We start from the raw sequence: 15,602 nt of genomic DNA on the forward strand, positions 1-15,602 counted from the left end.
AAGCAGGGGCAGGGGCCGAAGTGGGAGGAGGGGGAGACGGGGGAGGGGGACGGGACTGGGGAGAGGACGGGGCGGGCGGAGAGCAGGGAGGCGGCGGGAACGGAAAGGTGGAACCTGGCGGGGGCTTCTGCTAGCTTCCGCGGCCGCTGAATCGGGTCGATAGCTCAGTCGGTAGAGCTGCGGACTTTTAATCCGTAGGTCCAGGGTTCGAGTCCCTGTCGACCCACTGAATGATTCCGAGAGGTTAGACGCGAAACCTCAGGTGGAATCGAGGCGGAGGTGGGCAGCGGCGCTGCCCACCCGGGCGTCCGGTGGACCGCGCCTGATGGCCGCCTCGCTCACGTGCGCGTAGCGATGCGTCGAGGCGATCGACGTGTGGCCGAGGCGCTCGCGGACCTCCTCCGAGCGTCCTGCGACGGCCCCGACCGGCGACCAGCGAGCTGATACGTGGGGCCCGCTCCTCGCGCACGAGCGGCCGGCGTGAGCCGACGCGCGAGGCGAGCCGAGCCGCACGCTCGAGCGCGACGATCCGCGGTGCGCGCTACGTCGGGACGTCCTCCACGAAGTCGCCGTCGGTGCGTTCGCCTTCTCGCTCTCGGGGGCGCGCTCGCTGACGAGGGGGTACGCGAACAAGGATGCGAGTTCGCGGCCTCTGGTGGGCTGCTGCTCGGCCGCGTCGTCCCCGTGCGGCTGTGCGGTGGGGCTGCTCTGGTCATCGACGCACCAAGCCTACGTGATCTCTCGTCGACCTGGCCGAGCTCTGAAGTTGGTCGCGAGCAGGTCGTGGTACGCGTCTCGGCAGGTGATGGTGGCGTCCTCGTTCCCATCGCGGCGAGACGCTATCGAGTCGACAGGAGATGGCCGCCGGCCCCGATCGTCGTCTTGAACTTGATGGGTATCCTCCTCGTCGATGCGCATTTCCCCGGGCTGCGAGCGTGTTGGTGCATCCGGGCCCCAGGCGGTGTACCTTCGCCGGGATCGCACGGCGGCAAGGCCGCACGAGACCCGGGAGACGAGCATGGCCCGCACTGCGCCTGTACCGAACATCCCCGCCATCCCTGGAATGAACCCGGGCGTCTTCATCATGGGAGGGGGCGGGGCCGGCGGCGGGGCCGGTGGCGCTGGAGGAAACGGCTCTGGCGGTAAACAGGGCGGCAATGGATCCAACGGTGGCAAGGACGCCAGCGGCGGCGGGAAGTCCGGGTGTGGCAGCGCAGGCGGCGACGGCGCCGGCTGCCCGAACCACCATGGCGGCAAGAAATCGGGAATGGCTGCGAAGGGCGACCCGGTCGACGTGGTGACGGGCCGGGTGTTCACGATTCCCGCCGTCGATCTCGAGCTTCCGGGACCGCTGCCGCTCTCGATCGTGCGGTCCTACACCACCGCGGCGTCCGAGCGCGACGTCGGGCTGGGGTTCGGGTGGAGCCACTCGCTGGCGTGGGAGATCGAGGTGCGGCAGCGCATCCTCCGCGTCTGGACCGACGATGGGCCGGTCGATCTCGACGCGATCCCCGTGGGCGCCGGCGCGGCGGGCCCCCACGGATGGGTCCTCGCCCGGGAGGAGCGCGGCTTCGTCCTCGATACAGGCGATGGCCGCTGGTACGTGTTCGCCGAAGCGGCCGGGAAGCGGTTCCGGCTCACCGCGATCAAGGACCGATACAACAACGAGATCAGGCTCTCGTACCGCGAGGGCGTGCTCGCCGAGATCACCGACAGCGTCGGCCGGATCGTCCGGGTCCGGCGGGCGCCCGACGGGCGCATCGGCGCCTTCGAGATCAAGAACGCGCGGGAGCGCGGTGTCTGGGTGCCTCTCGCGCAGTACAGCTACGACGCGGCCGGGGATCTCACGCCCGCGACCGACGCGGACGGATACACGACGCGCTATACGTACCAGGAACACCTCCTCACCTCCCATACGAGCCCTACCGGGCTCACGTTCTCATTCCGCTACGACGATCGGCGCCGCTGCGTCGAGACGTGGGGCGCTTACGCCGATGGGCGTGACCGCAGCCTGGCGGAGGACGTGCCGACGCACCTGGCCGACGGGAAGACCGTCGCCAGAGGCATCTATCACTGCAAGCTGGAGTTCGGAGAGGACGGATACGTCGAAGTCGCGGACTCCATCACGGTTCATCGCTACTTCGGGAACCGCTTCGGCAAGCTCGACAAGGCCGTGAGCGCCGGGGCCGTGTTCAGCCGGACGTACGACGAGCACGGGCACCTCCGGTCGTTCGTCGATCCGGTCGGCGCCATGACCGTCTGGCAGCGGGATCGCCTCGGCCGCGAGCTCTCCATCACCGATCCGCTCGGTCGAATGACGAAGATCGAGCGCGATCCGGACGGGCACATCCGCCGAGCGATCGATCCGGCGGGCGGCGTCACCGAGATCGGGCGGACGCCCGACGGGCTCATCTGGACCGACCCCCTCGGGGCGGTGTTCCAGGTGCGCCAGGACGCGCACGGGCGGCTTATCGAGACGGTGGCGCCGAACGGCGGCCGCACGACGTACCGCTATGACGATCTCGGGAACATGGTCGAGAAGACCGACGCGCTCGGGGGCAAGACGCAGCTGGCCTATGACTACTGGGGTCGGTGCCGCTCGATCCGGGATACGAGCGGCGCGGTGCTGTCGTACACCTATGACAACCGCGGCAACCTCACCGGCGTCCACCGGCCCGACGGCGGGACGACCCGCTACGAATACGACGGCATGGGGGACTGCACCGCGGTCCTCCAGCCGAACCAGCAGGTGACCCGGTTCGTGCGAGGCGGCTTCCACAAGCTCTGCGAGGTGCACAAGCCGAACGGAGAGATCACACGGTTCCGGTACAACCGTGAGGGGCGCCTCGTCGAGATCCAGAACGCGCTCGGGGAGCGCCACAGGATCGAGCTCGACGCCGCGGGGATGGTGACCAGCGAGCGTGGGTTCGACGGGCGCGTGTCTCGAACCAAGTACGATTACAATGGCCGGGTCATCTCCTTCCAGAACGCCGCGGGCGAGAGGACGGAGTACACGTACGACCTCGCCGGGCAGCTCGTGGCGCGCACCTTCGATGACGGCAGCGTCGAGAGGTTCACGTACGACGACCGCGGCGACGTGATCGCCGCCGAGAGCCCCGCCGGTTCGTTCACGTATGAGCGCAACGCCGTCGGCTGGGTCGTGTCCGAGACCCAGATCGTGGGAGGCGAGGCCGCGACCGTCCGGCGCACCTTCGATCTCATGGGTGACGTCGTCGAACGCACCACGTCGTTCGGTCACTCCGCCAGGTGGATCCGCAACGTCGGCGGGCTCGCCGAGAGGGTGATCCTCGACGGAAGAGACGAGGTCCGGATCGCGTACGACGCGGCGGGGCGTGAGGTCTGCCGCGCGCTCCCGCGAGGCGGCCGGATCGAGAGCGCGTGGGACCTGATGGATCGCCTCGTCGAACGGCGCGTCTGCTCGCCGTCGAGCCGCGTGCACGTCGGGCCGAACGAACCGGAATGGGTGGGCCCGGCCCCGGCGTCGGTGACGGTGCACCAGGCCTACCGATACTCGCCTGCGTCGGAGCTCGTCGAGGCGTGGGACCAGGCGTACGGCACGCGCCGCTTCGAGTACGACCCTGCGAGCCAGATCCTGGCGAACGTCCCGGAGCACGAGCGCGCCGAGCTCTTTCGCTACGACGCCTGCGGGAACGTGTTCGACGTCGCCGCTGGCAAGAAGGATCGCTCGTACGGTCCTGGCAATCGTTTGCTCAGGAAGGGAGACACCGAGCTCCTCTGGGACGACGACGCGCGCCTCAAGGAGACGCGGACCAGGACCCCCGCCGGAGCGCTCGAGGTCACCCGGTACGCGTGGGACGCGCGGGGGCTCTTGCAGTCGGTCGAGCGCGCCGACGGCGCCGTCGTGGAGTTCTCGTACGATCCGGACGCCCGGCGCGTCGCCAAGCGGGTCTTCCGGCGGCTCCCGACCGGCGAGCTGCGGCCGGACAGCGCGACGAGGTTCGTCTGGGATGGCGCCGAGCTCGTGCACGAGATCCGGCAGGTCACGGGCGGCGCGGCTGCCCCCGCCGTGCCAACCGTAGATGCGCGCACCTACGTCTTCGAGGCCGGCGCGCCGTGGGCGCAGCGCGCCGGGGAGGGCGAGTGGTATCATTACCTGAACGACGAGATCGGTACGCCGGAGCGGCTCGTCGGCCCCGACGGCGCCGTCGCGTGCGAGCTGCGGCGGAGCGCCTGGGGAAAGGTCGAGCCCGCGCGCAGCGCGTTGGCGCCGGTGTCGACGCCGATCCGCTTTCGCGGGCAGTACTGGGACGACGAGATCGGCCTCTGCTACAACCGCAACCGCTATTACGATCCCGAGGCGGGTCGCTATATCAGCGCGGATCCAATCGGGATCTTCGGCGGTCTCAATGGATTCGCCTACGCGGAGAACCAGCCGACGCGGCTCATCGATCCGGACGGGCTCATGGCCAAGGCCGGGACCGAGATCGAGACCGCCGGCGGCAAGACGCACCGCGGATCGAGCACGTTCGGGGGGGCGCTCGACCCCGCGCTCCAGACCGCTGTCGCCAATGCCCACAAGAAGTTCGACGAGGGCCAGGTGGCGGGGCCGAAGCCATCGAGCGCCGGGCACTGCGCCGAGATCGATGCGTTGAACAACCTGGCGAACGACATCCGGCAGGACCGCAAGAAGAAGGGTAAGACGTTGAAGGACCCCGCGGCCGAAGACATCGAGATCAGGAAGGAGCTGCAGAAACAGGTGAAGGAGGGCAAGATGACGACGACGGACAAGGGCGGTGACCTCATGGATCCATGCAAGTTCTGCGCGCAGGTCCTGCGTGAGCTCGGCCTCCACCCGGCGAACAACGGCGGTACTGGCAAGAAGAACGGTGTCATCGGCTCGGATGGCAAGGCGTGGAACGGCGATGTCTGGCACAAGGGATACCCCACGTCGTTCAGGACCGCTCCCTCGAGCACGCCGCCCTTCGCAGGCACATGAGCCCTCCTTCGCGAGCACCGGATGTGCTGGCCGCGGGCCCTGCGGCGGCGGAGCGCGGCGTCCTCGCCTTCTGGCGCGAGGTCGAGCGCTGCCGCAGCGCCCCCCTCGGCGGTAGAGCGCGCGCTGGCGCCGTGGCGGGCCTCGAAGCGTGGCTGGAGCATGGCGGTGCGCGCGTCGCGCTGCTCGGGCCGAGCGGGCGCGGCAAGTCGATGCTGCTGGGCGCGTGGGCGCTGGAGCTGGCGCGCGCGGGCCGGCGCGAGATCGCGTTCGTCCCCGTGAGCCGCCGGTTCGGTACGGCGCTGGAGTCCACGGCGCTGAACCTCCTCTATGCGCGTGTGGCTCTGTTCCTCAGGTCGCGGTGGCGCACCGGCAAACGGCCGCACGGGATCGAGGAGATGCGGCGCGTCCTCGCGACTATGATCGAGGAGGGCCGCCCGCCCGGAAGCAGGCCGCTCGTCGTCATTCTCGACGGGTTCGACGAGGGCGCCTCATGGACCCTCGATGCAGCGCAGCGATTCCTGCGAGACCTCGGCCCCGGCGTGCGCGCCGTGCTGTCGGCGCGCTCGATCGAGGCGCTCGGAGGGCTCCGGGAGGGGACGGAGGTGGTCTCGCTGCCGCCGATAGCGGTCGACGAGGTCGCGGAGGCGATCGGGCGGAGGCTCGGCCAGCTGCCGGCCAGCGTGAAGGACGAGGTCGCACGGGTGAGCGGCGGGGAGCCGCTCCTCGTGGAGGCGCTCGTCGAGGCCTTCGCGCAGGATCCCGCGGCTGTGGCGTCGGCGCTCGCGAGCGCTCCCGCCGGAGCTCCGGGGGTCCTCGATCTCTGCGCCGGCGGCGCGATCCGCCCCGTATTGCCATGGCTTGCAGGCGCGCTCGGGCCGATCGAGACGGAGGAGCTCCTCGCGATATCGACGGTGCGCGGTGGCGCCTGGAACGAGCTGAGCGGACCGCTCGTCGACGCCGGAGAGCCGGGCCTCGCGCTCCGTCACCCGGCCTGGGCGGAGGCCATCGAAGCGCGGCTCGCGCCGCACGAGCGCGCGGCGGTCGATCGCCGGTTCGCCGACCACGGGAAGCGCGCGTTCGCGTCGGGCACGGTCTCCGACTACGTATGCCGGAACTGGCGCGCTCACCTGGAGCGGGTCGGCGCGAGCCTCGCAGAGCGGATCGAGCTGGCCTCGAGGGCGTGGCTCGACGTGTGGAGGACACGCCCGGATGGCTCGTCCGGGTTCATCGCCGACGTGGACGCGACGGCGGCGTGCGCGGCGAGCCTTCTGGTCGATGCCGCGGCTGGAGGCGATGTCCTGGCGGCGCTGGCCGCGCGGGTCCGCTGCTTGCTCATCACGAGCGCGGTGCGGGCGATCCTTGGCTTCGAGGAGACGCGGCGCGCGCTGGCCGCGCTGGCGGCGCAGGACGACGAGGAGGAGGAAGAGGAAGGGGCCCAGGGAGGCGAGGGCTCCGCCGGACCCCACATCGAGATGCCGCGTGTGGGCGAGGACATCCTTGAGGCTGGACGGCCGATCGCCGATGCCGCGGAGCGCGCCGGTGCCCTGATCCGGCTGGCGCGCGAGCTGCCCGACGCCGAGCGCGCCGTCGTGCTCGACTGGGCGCTCGAGGCCGCCAGCGAGGAGCACGCCGGCGGGGGCGCTCTCGCCGCCGTGGCGCGCGCGCTCGACGGGCAGGCGCGCGTGAAGGCCGCGCGCGAGGCAGCGGCGCGGCTCGCTCGCGAGCGGACCAGGGAGAGCCGCCTCGCGCGCGTGTCCCTGGCGGCGCTGCTGTCCGAGGACGAGGCGCGCGACCTCGGTCGCGAGGCGTTCGCCGAGGTCCCGGCCGACGCGAGGAGCGACGAGCTGCCGCGGCTCTCGGAGGCCGCCACGCGATGGTCTTCCGCGGCGGTGCGCGGGCTCTGGGCATGGTCCGAGGCGCTGCCCCCCTCGGATCGGCACCTGGTCCTAGCGCACCTCACTTCGGGCCTGCCCGCGGAGGAGCGGGAAGCGGGCGCGTCGGAAGCGCTGGGGCTTGCGCTGTCGCTGCTCGCGGGCGACGCGCTTCCGCCGGACGCGTGCTGGAGCATCTGCGCGCTCGCGCCGCACGCACCTGCCGGCGCCGCGTCCGCGCTGGTCCAGGCGTGCGCGGCCGCGGCCAGCTTCCGGCGCCCGGTGGTGACGGCCGTCGCCGCGCGCCTCTGCGATCTGGGGCGCGTGGAGGATGCGCTCGCGCTGGTGGACACGCTGCCCCAGCCGTCGGACCGGATCGAGGTGCGATCCGCGCTGCTCGCGCACCTGCCCGCCGCGGTCCGCGAGGCCGCCTGGGCCCAGCTGTCGGGCGATCTGCGGGCGAGCGACGGTGCGCGCCTGCTCTTCGCGCGGAACGCCGCTGCGTGGACCCGGGCTCTCGGGGCGGATGCGGTCCTCGGCCTGTCCCGCGAGATCGGCGCCAACTGGCCAGCCCTGGTCGCGATCGCCGTGGCCTCGCCGGACGACGCGCCGGCGATCACGCGCGATCTGGTCGAGCGCGCTCTGGAGCAACCGAGCGACGAGGACGAGGCGCTCTTCGCGCTGATCCCGCTGGCCGCCTGGATGACCGAGCCGCACGCGCGCCGCGTCTGCCAGAGACTCCTGAACGAGCTCGGTTGGAAGCCGCGGCCCGACCTCCTCGACGACTGGACGAAGGACGACCTCGGGCACCTGGCGCCGTTGTTCGCCCGCGTCGCTGGACCGCAGGGCGTCACCGCGGTGGCCCGGGAGATCGTCGACGTCGCGCGGTGGCTGCCCTGAGCGTCTGCGTGGAGATGTCGCGCGCCGAGCCCTTCAGGCCTCATCTCCGCGGCGTATTCGCAGCTGCCACCGGGCCATAGTCGCTGACAGGCCTTGAGGGCACGCGTCCCGACGCCGCGTGCGTAGCGAACAGGCCGCCATGGATGACAGCCGGCGCAACGAGGCTGTCGCCTGCCCACCCCGCCTGCGGCTCACAAAGCATTGCGAGAAGCCGACTGATTTTCTCGTTGTATTTCACGTCGCGCTCGCTCTATGCGGACGATTTTTGGTGTCCATCGCGTTGGCCCGTAGGGTAGGAGTGGCATGAAACGGCTTCATGAACGCGAACATCGAGACTCTCCTCGCTGAGACGACCTGGCACACATGAGCGAGTACCAGTGGTACGAGTTTGTCGCGCTCGATCGTCCCCTCACGCCCAAGCAGATGGCGGAGCTCAGGAACATCTCGACGCGCGCCGACATCACGCCCACGCGCTTCTGGAACGAGTACCAGTGGGGTAACCTCAAGGCCGACCCGGCGAAGCTCCTCGAGCGCTACTTCGACGCGCACCTCTACTTCGCCAACTGGGGTACGCGCAGGCTGATGTTCCGGCTGCCGGCGGCACGCGTCGACGAGAAGCAGCTCCACCCGTTCTTCCCCGGCGGCGCAGCGTGCATGACCAAGGCCGGCGAGCACGTCGTGATCGAGCTGGTGAGCGAGACCGAGGAGCCCGAGGACGACTTCACGAGCGGCGCGTCGCTCGCGTCGCTGGCACCCGTGCGGAGCGAGCTCCTGCGCGGAGATCTGCGCGCCGCGTACCTCGCCTGGCTCCTCGGAGTCGAGGCGGGCGATGTCGAGGACGACGAGACAGAGCCGCCGCTGCCGCCGGGGCTCCGGGAGCTCTCCGCGCCGCTCGAGGCGATGGTCGGCTTCCTTCGCCTCGACGGCGACCTCCTGTCGGCCGCGGCGGAGCACAGCGGCGCGGAGCCGGAGGATGCCGACGCCCTCCGTGCGTGGGTCGGCGCGCTCCCCGCGCGCACCAAGGATCAGTGGCTACGGCGCGCGGTGGACGAACCGGAGCTCGCGCTCGGCGCCGAGCTGCGCCGCGCGTTCCGTGCTCGGGTGAAGGCGAAAACAACCAGGGCTCCACGAACCGTCGCGGAGCTGCGTGCGACGGCCGAGGAGCGTCGCGAGAAGAGAGAGCGCGCCGAGGCGCTCCGCGCCGAGCGGTCGCGCAAGGCCGCAGAGGCCGCCCGGACGAAGCAGCTCGACGCGCTCGCGCGGCGGCTCGACGCAGCGTGGAGCGAGCTGGAGGCCCTGGTCGCGAAGAGCGCCTACGACGAGGCGCTGAAGCTGGCGATCGACCTTCGCGACCTTGCCGCCCGCGACGACACGAACGCAGCGTTCACGGAGAGGTTCAAGGCGATGCGGAAGCGACAGTCGCGGCGCCGGGGCTTCTTCGACCGCTGGAAGCGGGAGAACTCGCCAAGGCGATGGTGAAAAAAGACGTTGGCCGAGTGAGGCGCCTACCGCAGCCGGCGGAGCGTCCGCTCGACGACGGCGTGCGCTACGGCCCGGAGACCTGGCGCGAGATCGACGGCGTCGCCTTCGCCCATTGGGACCGGTGGCTCCTGCGGCTCGCGCTGGCGGAGCCGCGCGGTCTCGATTCGATCGCGCGTGAGTTCCGTGCGCGCGCGGCGAGTCGACGCGTCAGCAGCGGGGCCGCCGAGGCGATGCTGGCGCAGGTGGTCGACCTGCGTGGCCGGCTTGCACGCCTCGCGCGGACCCCAGAAGAGGTCCTCGATGCGGAAGAGCGAGCGAGCGGGTGGCTGCTGAAGAAAGCCTGGAAGCGGGTCTGGCATGACGGCCCGAACCGCCGCACGGACGTGATGCGCAACACCCCTCGCCGGCGGATCGAGGCGCACGCGCTCCGGGGGAACTGGCCGCGCTTCCCGGTGTCGCCCGCGCGCTTCGAGCCAGAGCTCCGCCGCGTCGTCGGTGACGACGCGTACTACGATCACCGCGCCACGGATCTGGTCGCGCACCTCCTCGAGAGCCAGGTCGACCTCCTCGGAGCGATGGCGGCCTCGGATCTGGAGCGCCTGGCGCTACATCGGGCGGCGATGACCGTGATCATCGAGATGATGGATCGGGTCGACGACTCCCTCGCCGACATGAGCGAGGTGTTCGCGGCGAGCGAGCGCGCGTACCTCGCGCTCGCCCGCGACCATGCCGGGCTCGACGGGATCCTGCGCGACCTCCTCGAGCTCGCCGTGTGGGAGGACTACGGGTTGCTCCGCAATGTCGGCGGCTTCCTGGGGACGCTCCAGGAGGAGCATGCGAACCTCGCCGTCCGCGAGCTCTCCGGGATCATCGCGGAGCTTCGGCGAGAGCGCCTCGATGACCGGCTCGCCCGTGCGCTCACGCTCCGCAATGCAGTGCTGGCCCCCTGGGGATAGGGACCGCGGCGATCCGGCCTCGCCCAGTGGAACGGCGCAACCCTCCCACCCGGCCCAAAGGCCTGTTTCAAACCTGTTTCATGACTCCGGTCGACTCCCGCGGACTTCGCAGGTTCACCACCAGGCGGCACACAAGACATCCGGGGACATGACGCCACGCCCCTGGATTGCCGCTCACGGACGGTACCGCGGATCGTCGAGGAAGGCGGTATCGGTCAACGACCGCAGGAACGCCACCAGATCGGCCTTCTCGTCCGGAGAGAGCCCCAGCTCATCGATCTGCGGATCGGTCGAGAAATGGCCCAGCCCGCCGCGATCGTAATGGTCGACCACCTCCTCCAGCGTCGCCAGCGATCCGTCGTGCATGTAGGGGGCGCTCGCCGCGATGTTCCGCAACCCGGGCACCTTGAATTTGCCGAGATCCCCCGTCCGTCCGGTGACCCCTTGCCGCCCGACGTCGCCGCCGTCGAGGTGGGTGCCGTTGTTGAAGAAACCTTCGTTGGTGAGCATTCCAGATGGGTGGCAATGGAAGCAGCCTGTCCGCTCGGTCAGGAACAGCGCCTCGCCGCGGCGCTCGGCGTCTCCGAAGCTCGTGTCGTCCCCGCGCCGGTGCCGGTCGTAAGGGCTGTCGGCGCTGACGATCGAACGGAGGAAGCTGGCGATGGCCTTGCGCAAGGACTCCTCGCCGGGAGGCTCGCCATAGACATCCTTGAACGCCTTCACGTAGACGTCATCGGCGGCGACACGAGCCACGGCCTCGGCGAGCGGTAGATCCATCTCGTCGGGGTTCTCGATGGGCTTCCCCACCTGCTCTTCCAGGGTGGCCGCGCGGCCATCCCAGAAGAAGCTCTCGCCCCAGGCCAGGTTCACCAGCGCGGGCGCGTTCCGCTGTCCCAGGCGACCGTCGACCCCCCGGGAGACGGGGTCCGGATCGGCGAAGGCGTACTCCTGGCGGTGGCAGTTCGCGCACGCGATCTCGCCGGTGCGAGAGAGGTGCTTGTCGAAGAAGAGCCTCTTGCCGAGCTGGGCCCTCGCCTCGGTGAGCGCGTTGTCGGCCGGCGCTCTGGCCGCCGCGGTGCGCGCCGGAAACCCGGCGGGGATGGCGTCCGTGACGAGCGGCGGCAAAGGTCCAGGGGCCGCCGGCCCGTCGTCGCCGCATCCGCCCGCAAGGAGCAGCGCCGCCAGGCCGATGGCCCCGCCACGGTGGAAGCCCGGCGTCACGGACCGAAGGTGAACACCGTCAGGTCGGGGAGGCCGCGCCGCAGGCGCTCACCCGCGAGAAGCTCGTCCCCCACGGGCCCGGGCGGCGCGACGAACCCGGTCAAGTCGACGTCCGCCGTGGCGCCCGCGAAGACCTCGTCCATGACGATCCGGACGACCTTGCCCGTCGAGCCGCTCGCGGGCACGGACAGCGCGCCTCGTACCTCGACCCTGGGGGCTAGATCCTCGAACAGGTTGCCTCCCATGTGGACCGCCGGCGGAACCGTGGCCGTCTCTCCGTCCGGATCGTCGGAACCACCCTCACCCTCGGCCGGCGGAGCCACGCTGCCCTCGTAGCGCAGGAAGAGGTAGCCGGTGTGCGGCCACGTCATCTGGGAGGCTTCCGACAGAGGCGCGACGGTCGTTTCGGGCCGGGAGACGTTGCAGGCCTGGTGCAAGCCCCAGATGAAGCTGACGCCTTCGTAGCTGCCAGCCGGAGCGCGCAGCCGGAGCGCGGCCGAACCCGGGTCCTCGGCGTTGTAGAAGTGGACCCCGTAAGGGGTGGGGGCGCCGTCCGGGCCGACGATATCGACCGGCACGAGGTCGCCGTCCGCCCCGATCAGCGCCGCGTGTGAGACGTAGAAGCGAACGTTGAGCGGCGTGACCGTGCTGCCGTCCGGCGCGACGTTCGGCTCGCCGAACAGGAACGGCTCACCGCCGAGGACGAGCTCGAACGCGAGCTCGACGAGTGTGCCCTCGGTCCTGATGGACGCCGGCTGCTCTGCGCAACCGGTCGGCCAGGTGGCCTCGGCCTGGCCGCCCGCGCCGCCGGCGCCGGGTTGGGCGGCCGCTCCACCCGCGCTGCTCGCTCCACCGGACCCATCGGGCTCGCTGCCGCCCGCACCGCCGGTCCCGGACTCGATTGGCTGATTCGAGCCCCCGCCGCAAGCGGCTGCGGCGCCCAATAGCAATCCGAACAACCGGAACGAGCCAGGAGATTTCATCGTGGGATCGATTGTACGCGATGACGCACCACACGGGAACAGATGACGCATCGCCGGGATCTTGCTGGGCGAGACGCGGATGGATGGTGCGGGCGGCTCTACGCCGCCGGGCCGGTTAGCACCATTGTGCCAGGGCGGTGCGCGCACGAAGAGGGGCGCTCTGCCGCATGACGGCGGGCGGTGACACGCAGGGCAATGGGGCACAGCCACGCGGCGTCCCCATCACCGCGCTGGCGCTCCTCCGGCGCTCCGACAAGGGCGTTCGTTCTCGAGCGGGCCGCCGGCAAAGTGCGACCGTGATCCGGCGCGGCTCAAGCCGCCTTGGACACCTCGCGCAGCTCGGCCGGCTCCTGGTCCCATCCCCGAGAGCTGATCACGTTCATGAGATCTGGCGCCGGGCATCAATCCCGCAACCCCGTGGCCGGGCCGGCGCTGCCTCGCTCGGCGTGGACGGCACGCGCACTCGCACATGTTCTGGCCTTGCGACGCCCCCGACCTGGCGCCCTGGCCGCCGGAGCTGCCCGTCCCGCCGGCGGGACTCTGGCTCGGACCGACGCCGCCCTGCCTCGTGCCGGAAGAAGAGCCCTGGCCGTGAAGGTTCGATGTCGGTCCTTCCATCAAGCAGGTGCCGAGGTGCCATGGCGCGGGGTCGTCACGCCTGCCTGGCGAGCCGCCGGAGCGCGAGGATCCCGGCTCCGAGCACCGCCGCCGCTCCGAGGAGCCGGCGCACGGTGTAGGCCCTCGACAGGGCCTCCATCCCGGCCACGGCCCACGGGGGAGGCGCGCTTTGCTGCGGGGCCGAGATCGCGTGTGACGCCGATCCCTTCGGCGCTGCCGAATCGCGCTCCGCGAAGAGCTCGATCGTCGCGCGCGTGAAAGCGGCCAGATCGTGCGGACCGCGGCTAGAAACCCAGTTCCCGTCGCGCACGATGGGCTCGTCGCGCCAGACGGCGCCGGCATTCACGAGATCGTCCCGAATGCCAGGCCATGACGTGAGCTGCCGCCCGTTCAGGCGCCCCGCCGACGCGAGCATCCACGGGCCGTGGCAGAGCGTGGCGATCGGCTTCCCCGCCTCGTCGATGGCCCTGACGAACTCCCGCGCCGCTCGGCTCTGCCTGAGGAGGTCGGGGTTGATGAAGCCGCCCGGCAAGAGCAGGGCGTCGTAGTCGGCCGGCGCCGCTTGCTCCACCGTCCGATCGACGCGCACCGTACGGCCGGGCCAGTACAGGTTCAGGCCGCGGATCTTCCCGCGTCGGAGCGAGAGCACCTCGACGTGGGCCCCCTCGGCGCGGAGCGCCTTCGTCGGGATCGTCAGCTCGACCTGCTCGAATCCATCGGTCGCGAGCACCGCGACGTGCAACCCTTTCAGCCTTTTTCGAAACAGCATCTTCGACCTCGTGACGCGCGAGCGCGCACCTCGGGCTCATTGCAAGGTGTATGCTCCCGAGGCGTGCCGGCGACGAAGTCCGGGAGCATCCGAGAGAGGGGCTCGGGGACGAGCCGGCCGGATCATTCCTACCCGCTCGTGGTCAGCGATCGCGTCACACCGCGCGCCGGCGGTCGCGCTCGAACAGCTCGCGCTCCAGCTCGAACGTCTCGAGCCCTGTCCGGACCGGCCATGGGGTGCCGGTCACGACCTCGACGACCTCGGCGATCACCTCCGGCGCGCGCAGGACGCGCCGGTGGCCGAGGCCGCGGGTCGACATGAGCCGCGCGCCCGGCCAGCGATCGGCGAGCGCCGCGCCTGCCTCGAACGACACCTCGCGATCGTCGCGGTCGTGCACGACGAACAGCGGCGCGTTCATCCGCGGGGCCGCAGAGAGCGCGTCGAGGTCCGCGAGCGGCACGCCGTAGCGCGCCTCGAGGCGGGCGACCATGCGGCGCCGGACGGCCTCGTCGATGCCGAGGAGCTTCGCGAAATGCTGGGTGTAGCGGACCGCGCTGATCGGCGGCGCGATGAACACGAGCCTCGGCGCCGGAGCGCCCGCGCGCCGGACGGACGCCGCGCGGGACAGGGCATACGTCGTCGCGGCGCCCCCGATCGAGTGCGCGACGATGGCGTGGACGGGCCCGACCTCGTCCATCGCGACGGTGACCGCGCGGGCCAGCTCCACGAGCGTGGCCGACCGGCTCGGCCCATCGCCGTGCCCCGGCGCGTCGAACGTCACCGCGCGAAAGCCCAGCTCCACGAGCGGCCTCACGAACGCGCCGAGCTGGCTCCCCCGCCCCTCCCAGCCGTGCACGAGCAGCACGGTCGGCCCGTGCCCCCACGACCACGCGGGCAGCGCCTCCGCGCCCCACGGCAACGAGAAACGCGCCGCGCCGGCGAGGATCTCCTCCTCCCAGGCCGGGCGCGCGTGCCGGCGCGGAGAGCGGAACAGCCGTTCGGCCGCCAGGGAGGCCAGATCCGGCGCGGCCTTGTTGAGGAGCTTGAACCCGAACCGGATCCCACCGCGCAGGAGGACCTGCCGCGGATCAGCACGAACGATCGTTCTATTTGGGGGCGACGAATGGACCTGATTGGCTTCCTGCATGGCGGACCTCCTCGGGGGATTGCGAGACGGATCAGGCAGAGCGGCGGGGCGAACGTCGGGCGTCGATCACGAGCCTCTCGAAGGCGGCGCGGGCCCGGGGCTCCGACGCCTTGTCGCGCATCAAGCGGCTGAGCGCGTGGGAGCCGGACGCGATGGCATAGGTCTCGAAGGCGAACTGCGCCAGGTCGAGGTCCGAGCGGAAGTGGCCCTCTTCGACGGCGATGCGCGCGGCGGTGGCGAGCGTGGCCAGCCAGTCTTTCTGCGACGCGACGAGCGCGTCGCGCGCCGGACCGGGCTTGTCGTCCAGCTCGGCCGCGGCGGCGTGGAAGACGCAGCCGCCTGGCATGAAGTCCTGCTCTGTCCAGACGAACCACCGATCGATGAGCGCGCGCACGCGCGGCTCGCCGCGCGGCTCGCGCAGCGCGGGCGCGACCACGAGGTCGACGAAGCGGCGCTTGGCCTCTTCGAGGATGGCGACGTCCAGGTTTTCCTTGGAGCTGAAGTGCGCGAAGAGGCCGCTCTTCGACATCTTCACGCGCTCGGCCAGGGCGCCGACGGTCACGCCCGAGAGCCCGACCTCGCTCGCCAGCGCCAGCGCCTCGGCCAGGATGGCCTGCCGGGTATCTTCGCCTTTCGCCACCTCGATTGGATAGAACGACCGTTCTATTTTGTCAAGC

Annotated in this window: 9 protein-coding genes and 1 tRNA gene; 5 read left to right on the forward strand and 5 right to left on the reverse strand. The window is 71.0% G+C overall.

All coding sequences use genetic code 11. The features are described from left to right. The first annotated feature begins 153 nt into the window (after positions 1–153). From WME82_RS17740 to WME82_RS17760, 5 genes are all read left to right on the forward strand, one after another. Positions 154–226 (forward strand) — tRNA-Lys (locus tag WME82_RS17740). A gap of 792 nt (positions 227–1,018) precedes the next feature. After that, entirely contained in the window at positions 1,019–4,978 is a 3,960-nt protein-coding gene (locus tag WME82_RS17745; protein WP_438043779.1) for an RHS repeat-associated core domain-containing protein, read from the forward strand. Beyond that, positions 4,975–7,749 carry a hypothetical protein gene (locus WME82_RS17750; RefSeq protein WP_438043780.1) on the forward strand — a complete coding sequence of 925 codons (2,775 nt, stop codon included), beginning with the start codon at positions 4,975–4,977 and terminating at the stop codon, positions 7,747–7,749. Before WME82_RS17745 ends, WME82_RS17750 begins: the two co-directional genes overlap by 4 nt. 363 nt (positions 7,750–8,112) lie before the next feature. After that, positions 8,113–9,228 (forward strand): hypothetical protein, encoded by a 1,116-nt coding sequence (locus tag WME82_RS17755; protein WP_438043781.1) that lies wholly within the window; start codon positions 8,113–8,115, stop codon positions 9,226–9,228. A gap of 17 nt (positions 9,229–9,245) precedes the next feature. Continuing rightward, complete coding sequence (locus tag WME82_RS17760) at positions 9,246–10,187, forward strand: hypothetical protein (RefSeq protein ID WP_438043782.1); 942 nt, start codon at positions 9,246–9,248, stop codon at positions 10,185–10,187. Between the two features lie 174 nt (positions 10,188–10,361). Here the strand turns inward: WME82_RS17760 and WME82_RS17765 are convergent, their stop codons facing one another. The 5 genes from WME82_RS17765 to WME82_RS17785 all read right to left on the reverse strand — a co-directional run bounded on the left by WME82_RS17765 (position 10,362) and on the right by WME82_RS17785 (position 15,565). Then, positions 10,362–11,408, reverse strand: a complete 1,047-nt coding sequence (locus WME82_RS17765) for a cytochrome-c peroxidase (RefSeq protein ID WP_438043783.1) — start codon at positions 11,406–11,408, stop codon at positions 10,362–10,364. Next, a complete protein-coding gene (locus tag WME82_RS17770) occupies positions 11,405–12,391 on the reverse strand; it encodes an MbnP family protein (RefSeq protein ID WP_438043784.1) in 987 nt (328 codons plus the stop codon). Before WME82_RS17770 ends, WME82_RS17765 begins: the two co-directional genes overlap by 4 nt. 652 nt (positions 12,392–13,043) lie before the next feature. After that, positions 13,044–13,778, reverse strand: coding sequence for a type 1 glutamine amidotransferase domain-containing protein (locus WME82_RS17775; protein ID WP_438043785.1), 735 nt, complete (start codon positions 13,776–13,778; stop codon positions 13,044–13,046). Between the two features lie 154 nt (positions 13,779–13,932). Then, entirely contained in the window at positions 13,933–14,925 is a 993-nt protein-coding gene (locus WME82_RS17780) for an alpha/beta fold hydrolase (protein WP_438043786.1), read from the reverse strand. A gap of 31 nt (positions 14,926–14,956) precedes the next feature. Next, positions 14,957–15,565: a TetR family transcriptional regulator C-terminal domain-containing protein gene (locus WME82_RS17785; protein WP_438043787.1), complete on the reverse strand. Its 609-nt coding sequence runs from the start codon at positions 15,563–15,565 to the stop codon at positions 14,957–14,959. Between the last annotated feature and the right edge of the window lie 37 nt (positions 15,566–15,602).

Source organism: Sorangium sp. So ce128 (assembly GCF_051525245.1).
Lineage (GTDB): Bacteria > Myxococcota_A > Polyangia > Polyangiales > Polyangiaceae > Sorangium > Sorangium cellulosum_B.

Bases quoted from the DNA above. Each gene is read 5' to 3' on its own strand.
- WME82_RS17745 (WP_438043779.1), top strand. From the start codon at position 1,019: ATGGCCCGCACTGCGCCTGTACCGAACATCCCCGCCATCCCTGGAATG.
- WME82_RS17750 (WP_438043780.1), top strand. From the start codon at position 4,975: ATGAGCCCTCCTTCGCGAGCACCGGATGTGCTGGCCGCGGGCCCTGCG.
- WME82_RS17755 (WP_438043781.1), top strand. From the start codon at position 8,113: ATGAGCGAGTACCAGTGGTACGAGTTTGTCGCGCTCGATCGTCCCCTC.
- WME82_RS17770 (WP_438043784.1), bottom strand. From the start codon at position 12,391: ATGAAATCTCCTGGCTCGTTCCGGTTGTTCGGATTGCTATTGGGCGCC.
- WME82_RS17775 (WP_438043785.1), bottom strand. From the start codon at position 13,778: ATGCTGTTTCGAAAAAGGCTGAAAGGGTTGCACGTCGCGGTGCTCGCG.
- WME82_RS17780 (WP_438043786.1), bottom strand. From the start codon at position 14,925: ATGCAGGAAGCCAATCAGGTCCATTCGTCGCCCCCAAATAGAACGATC.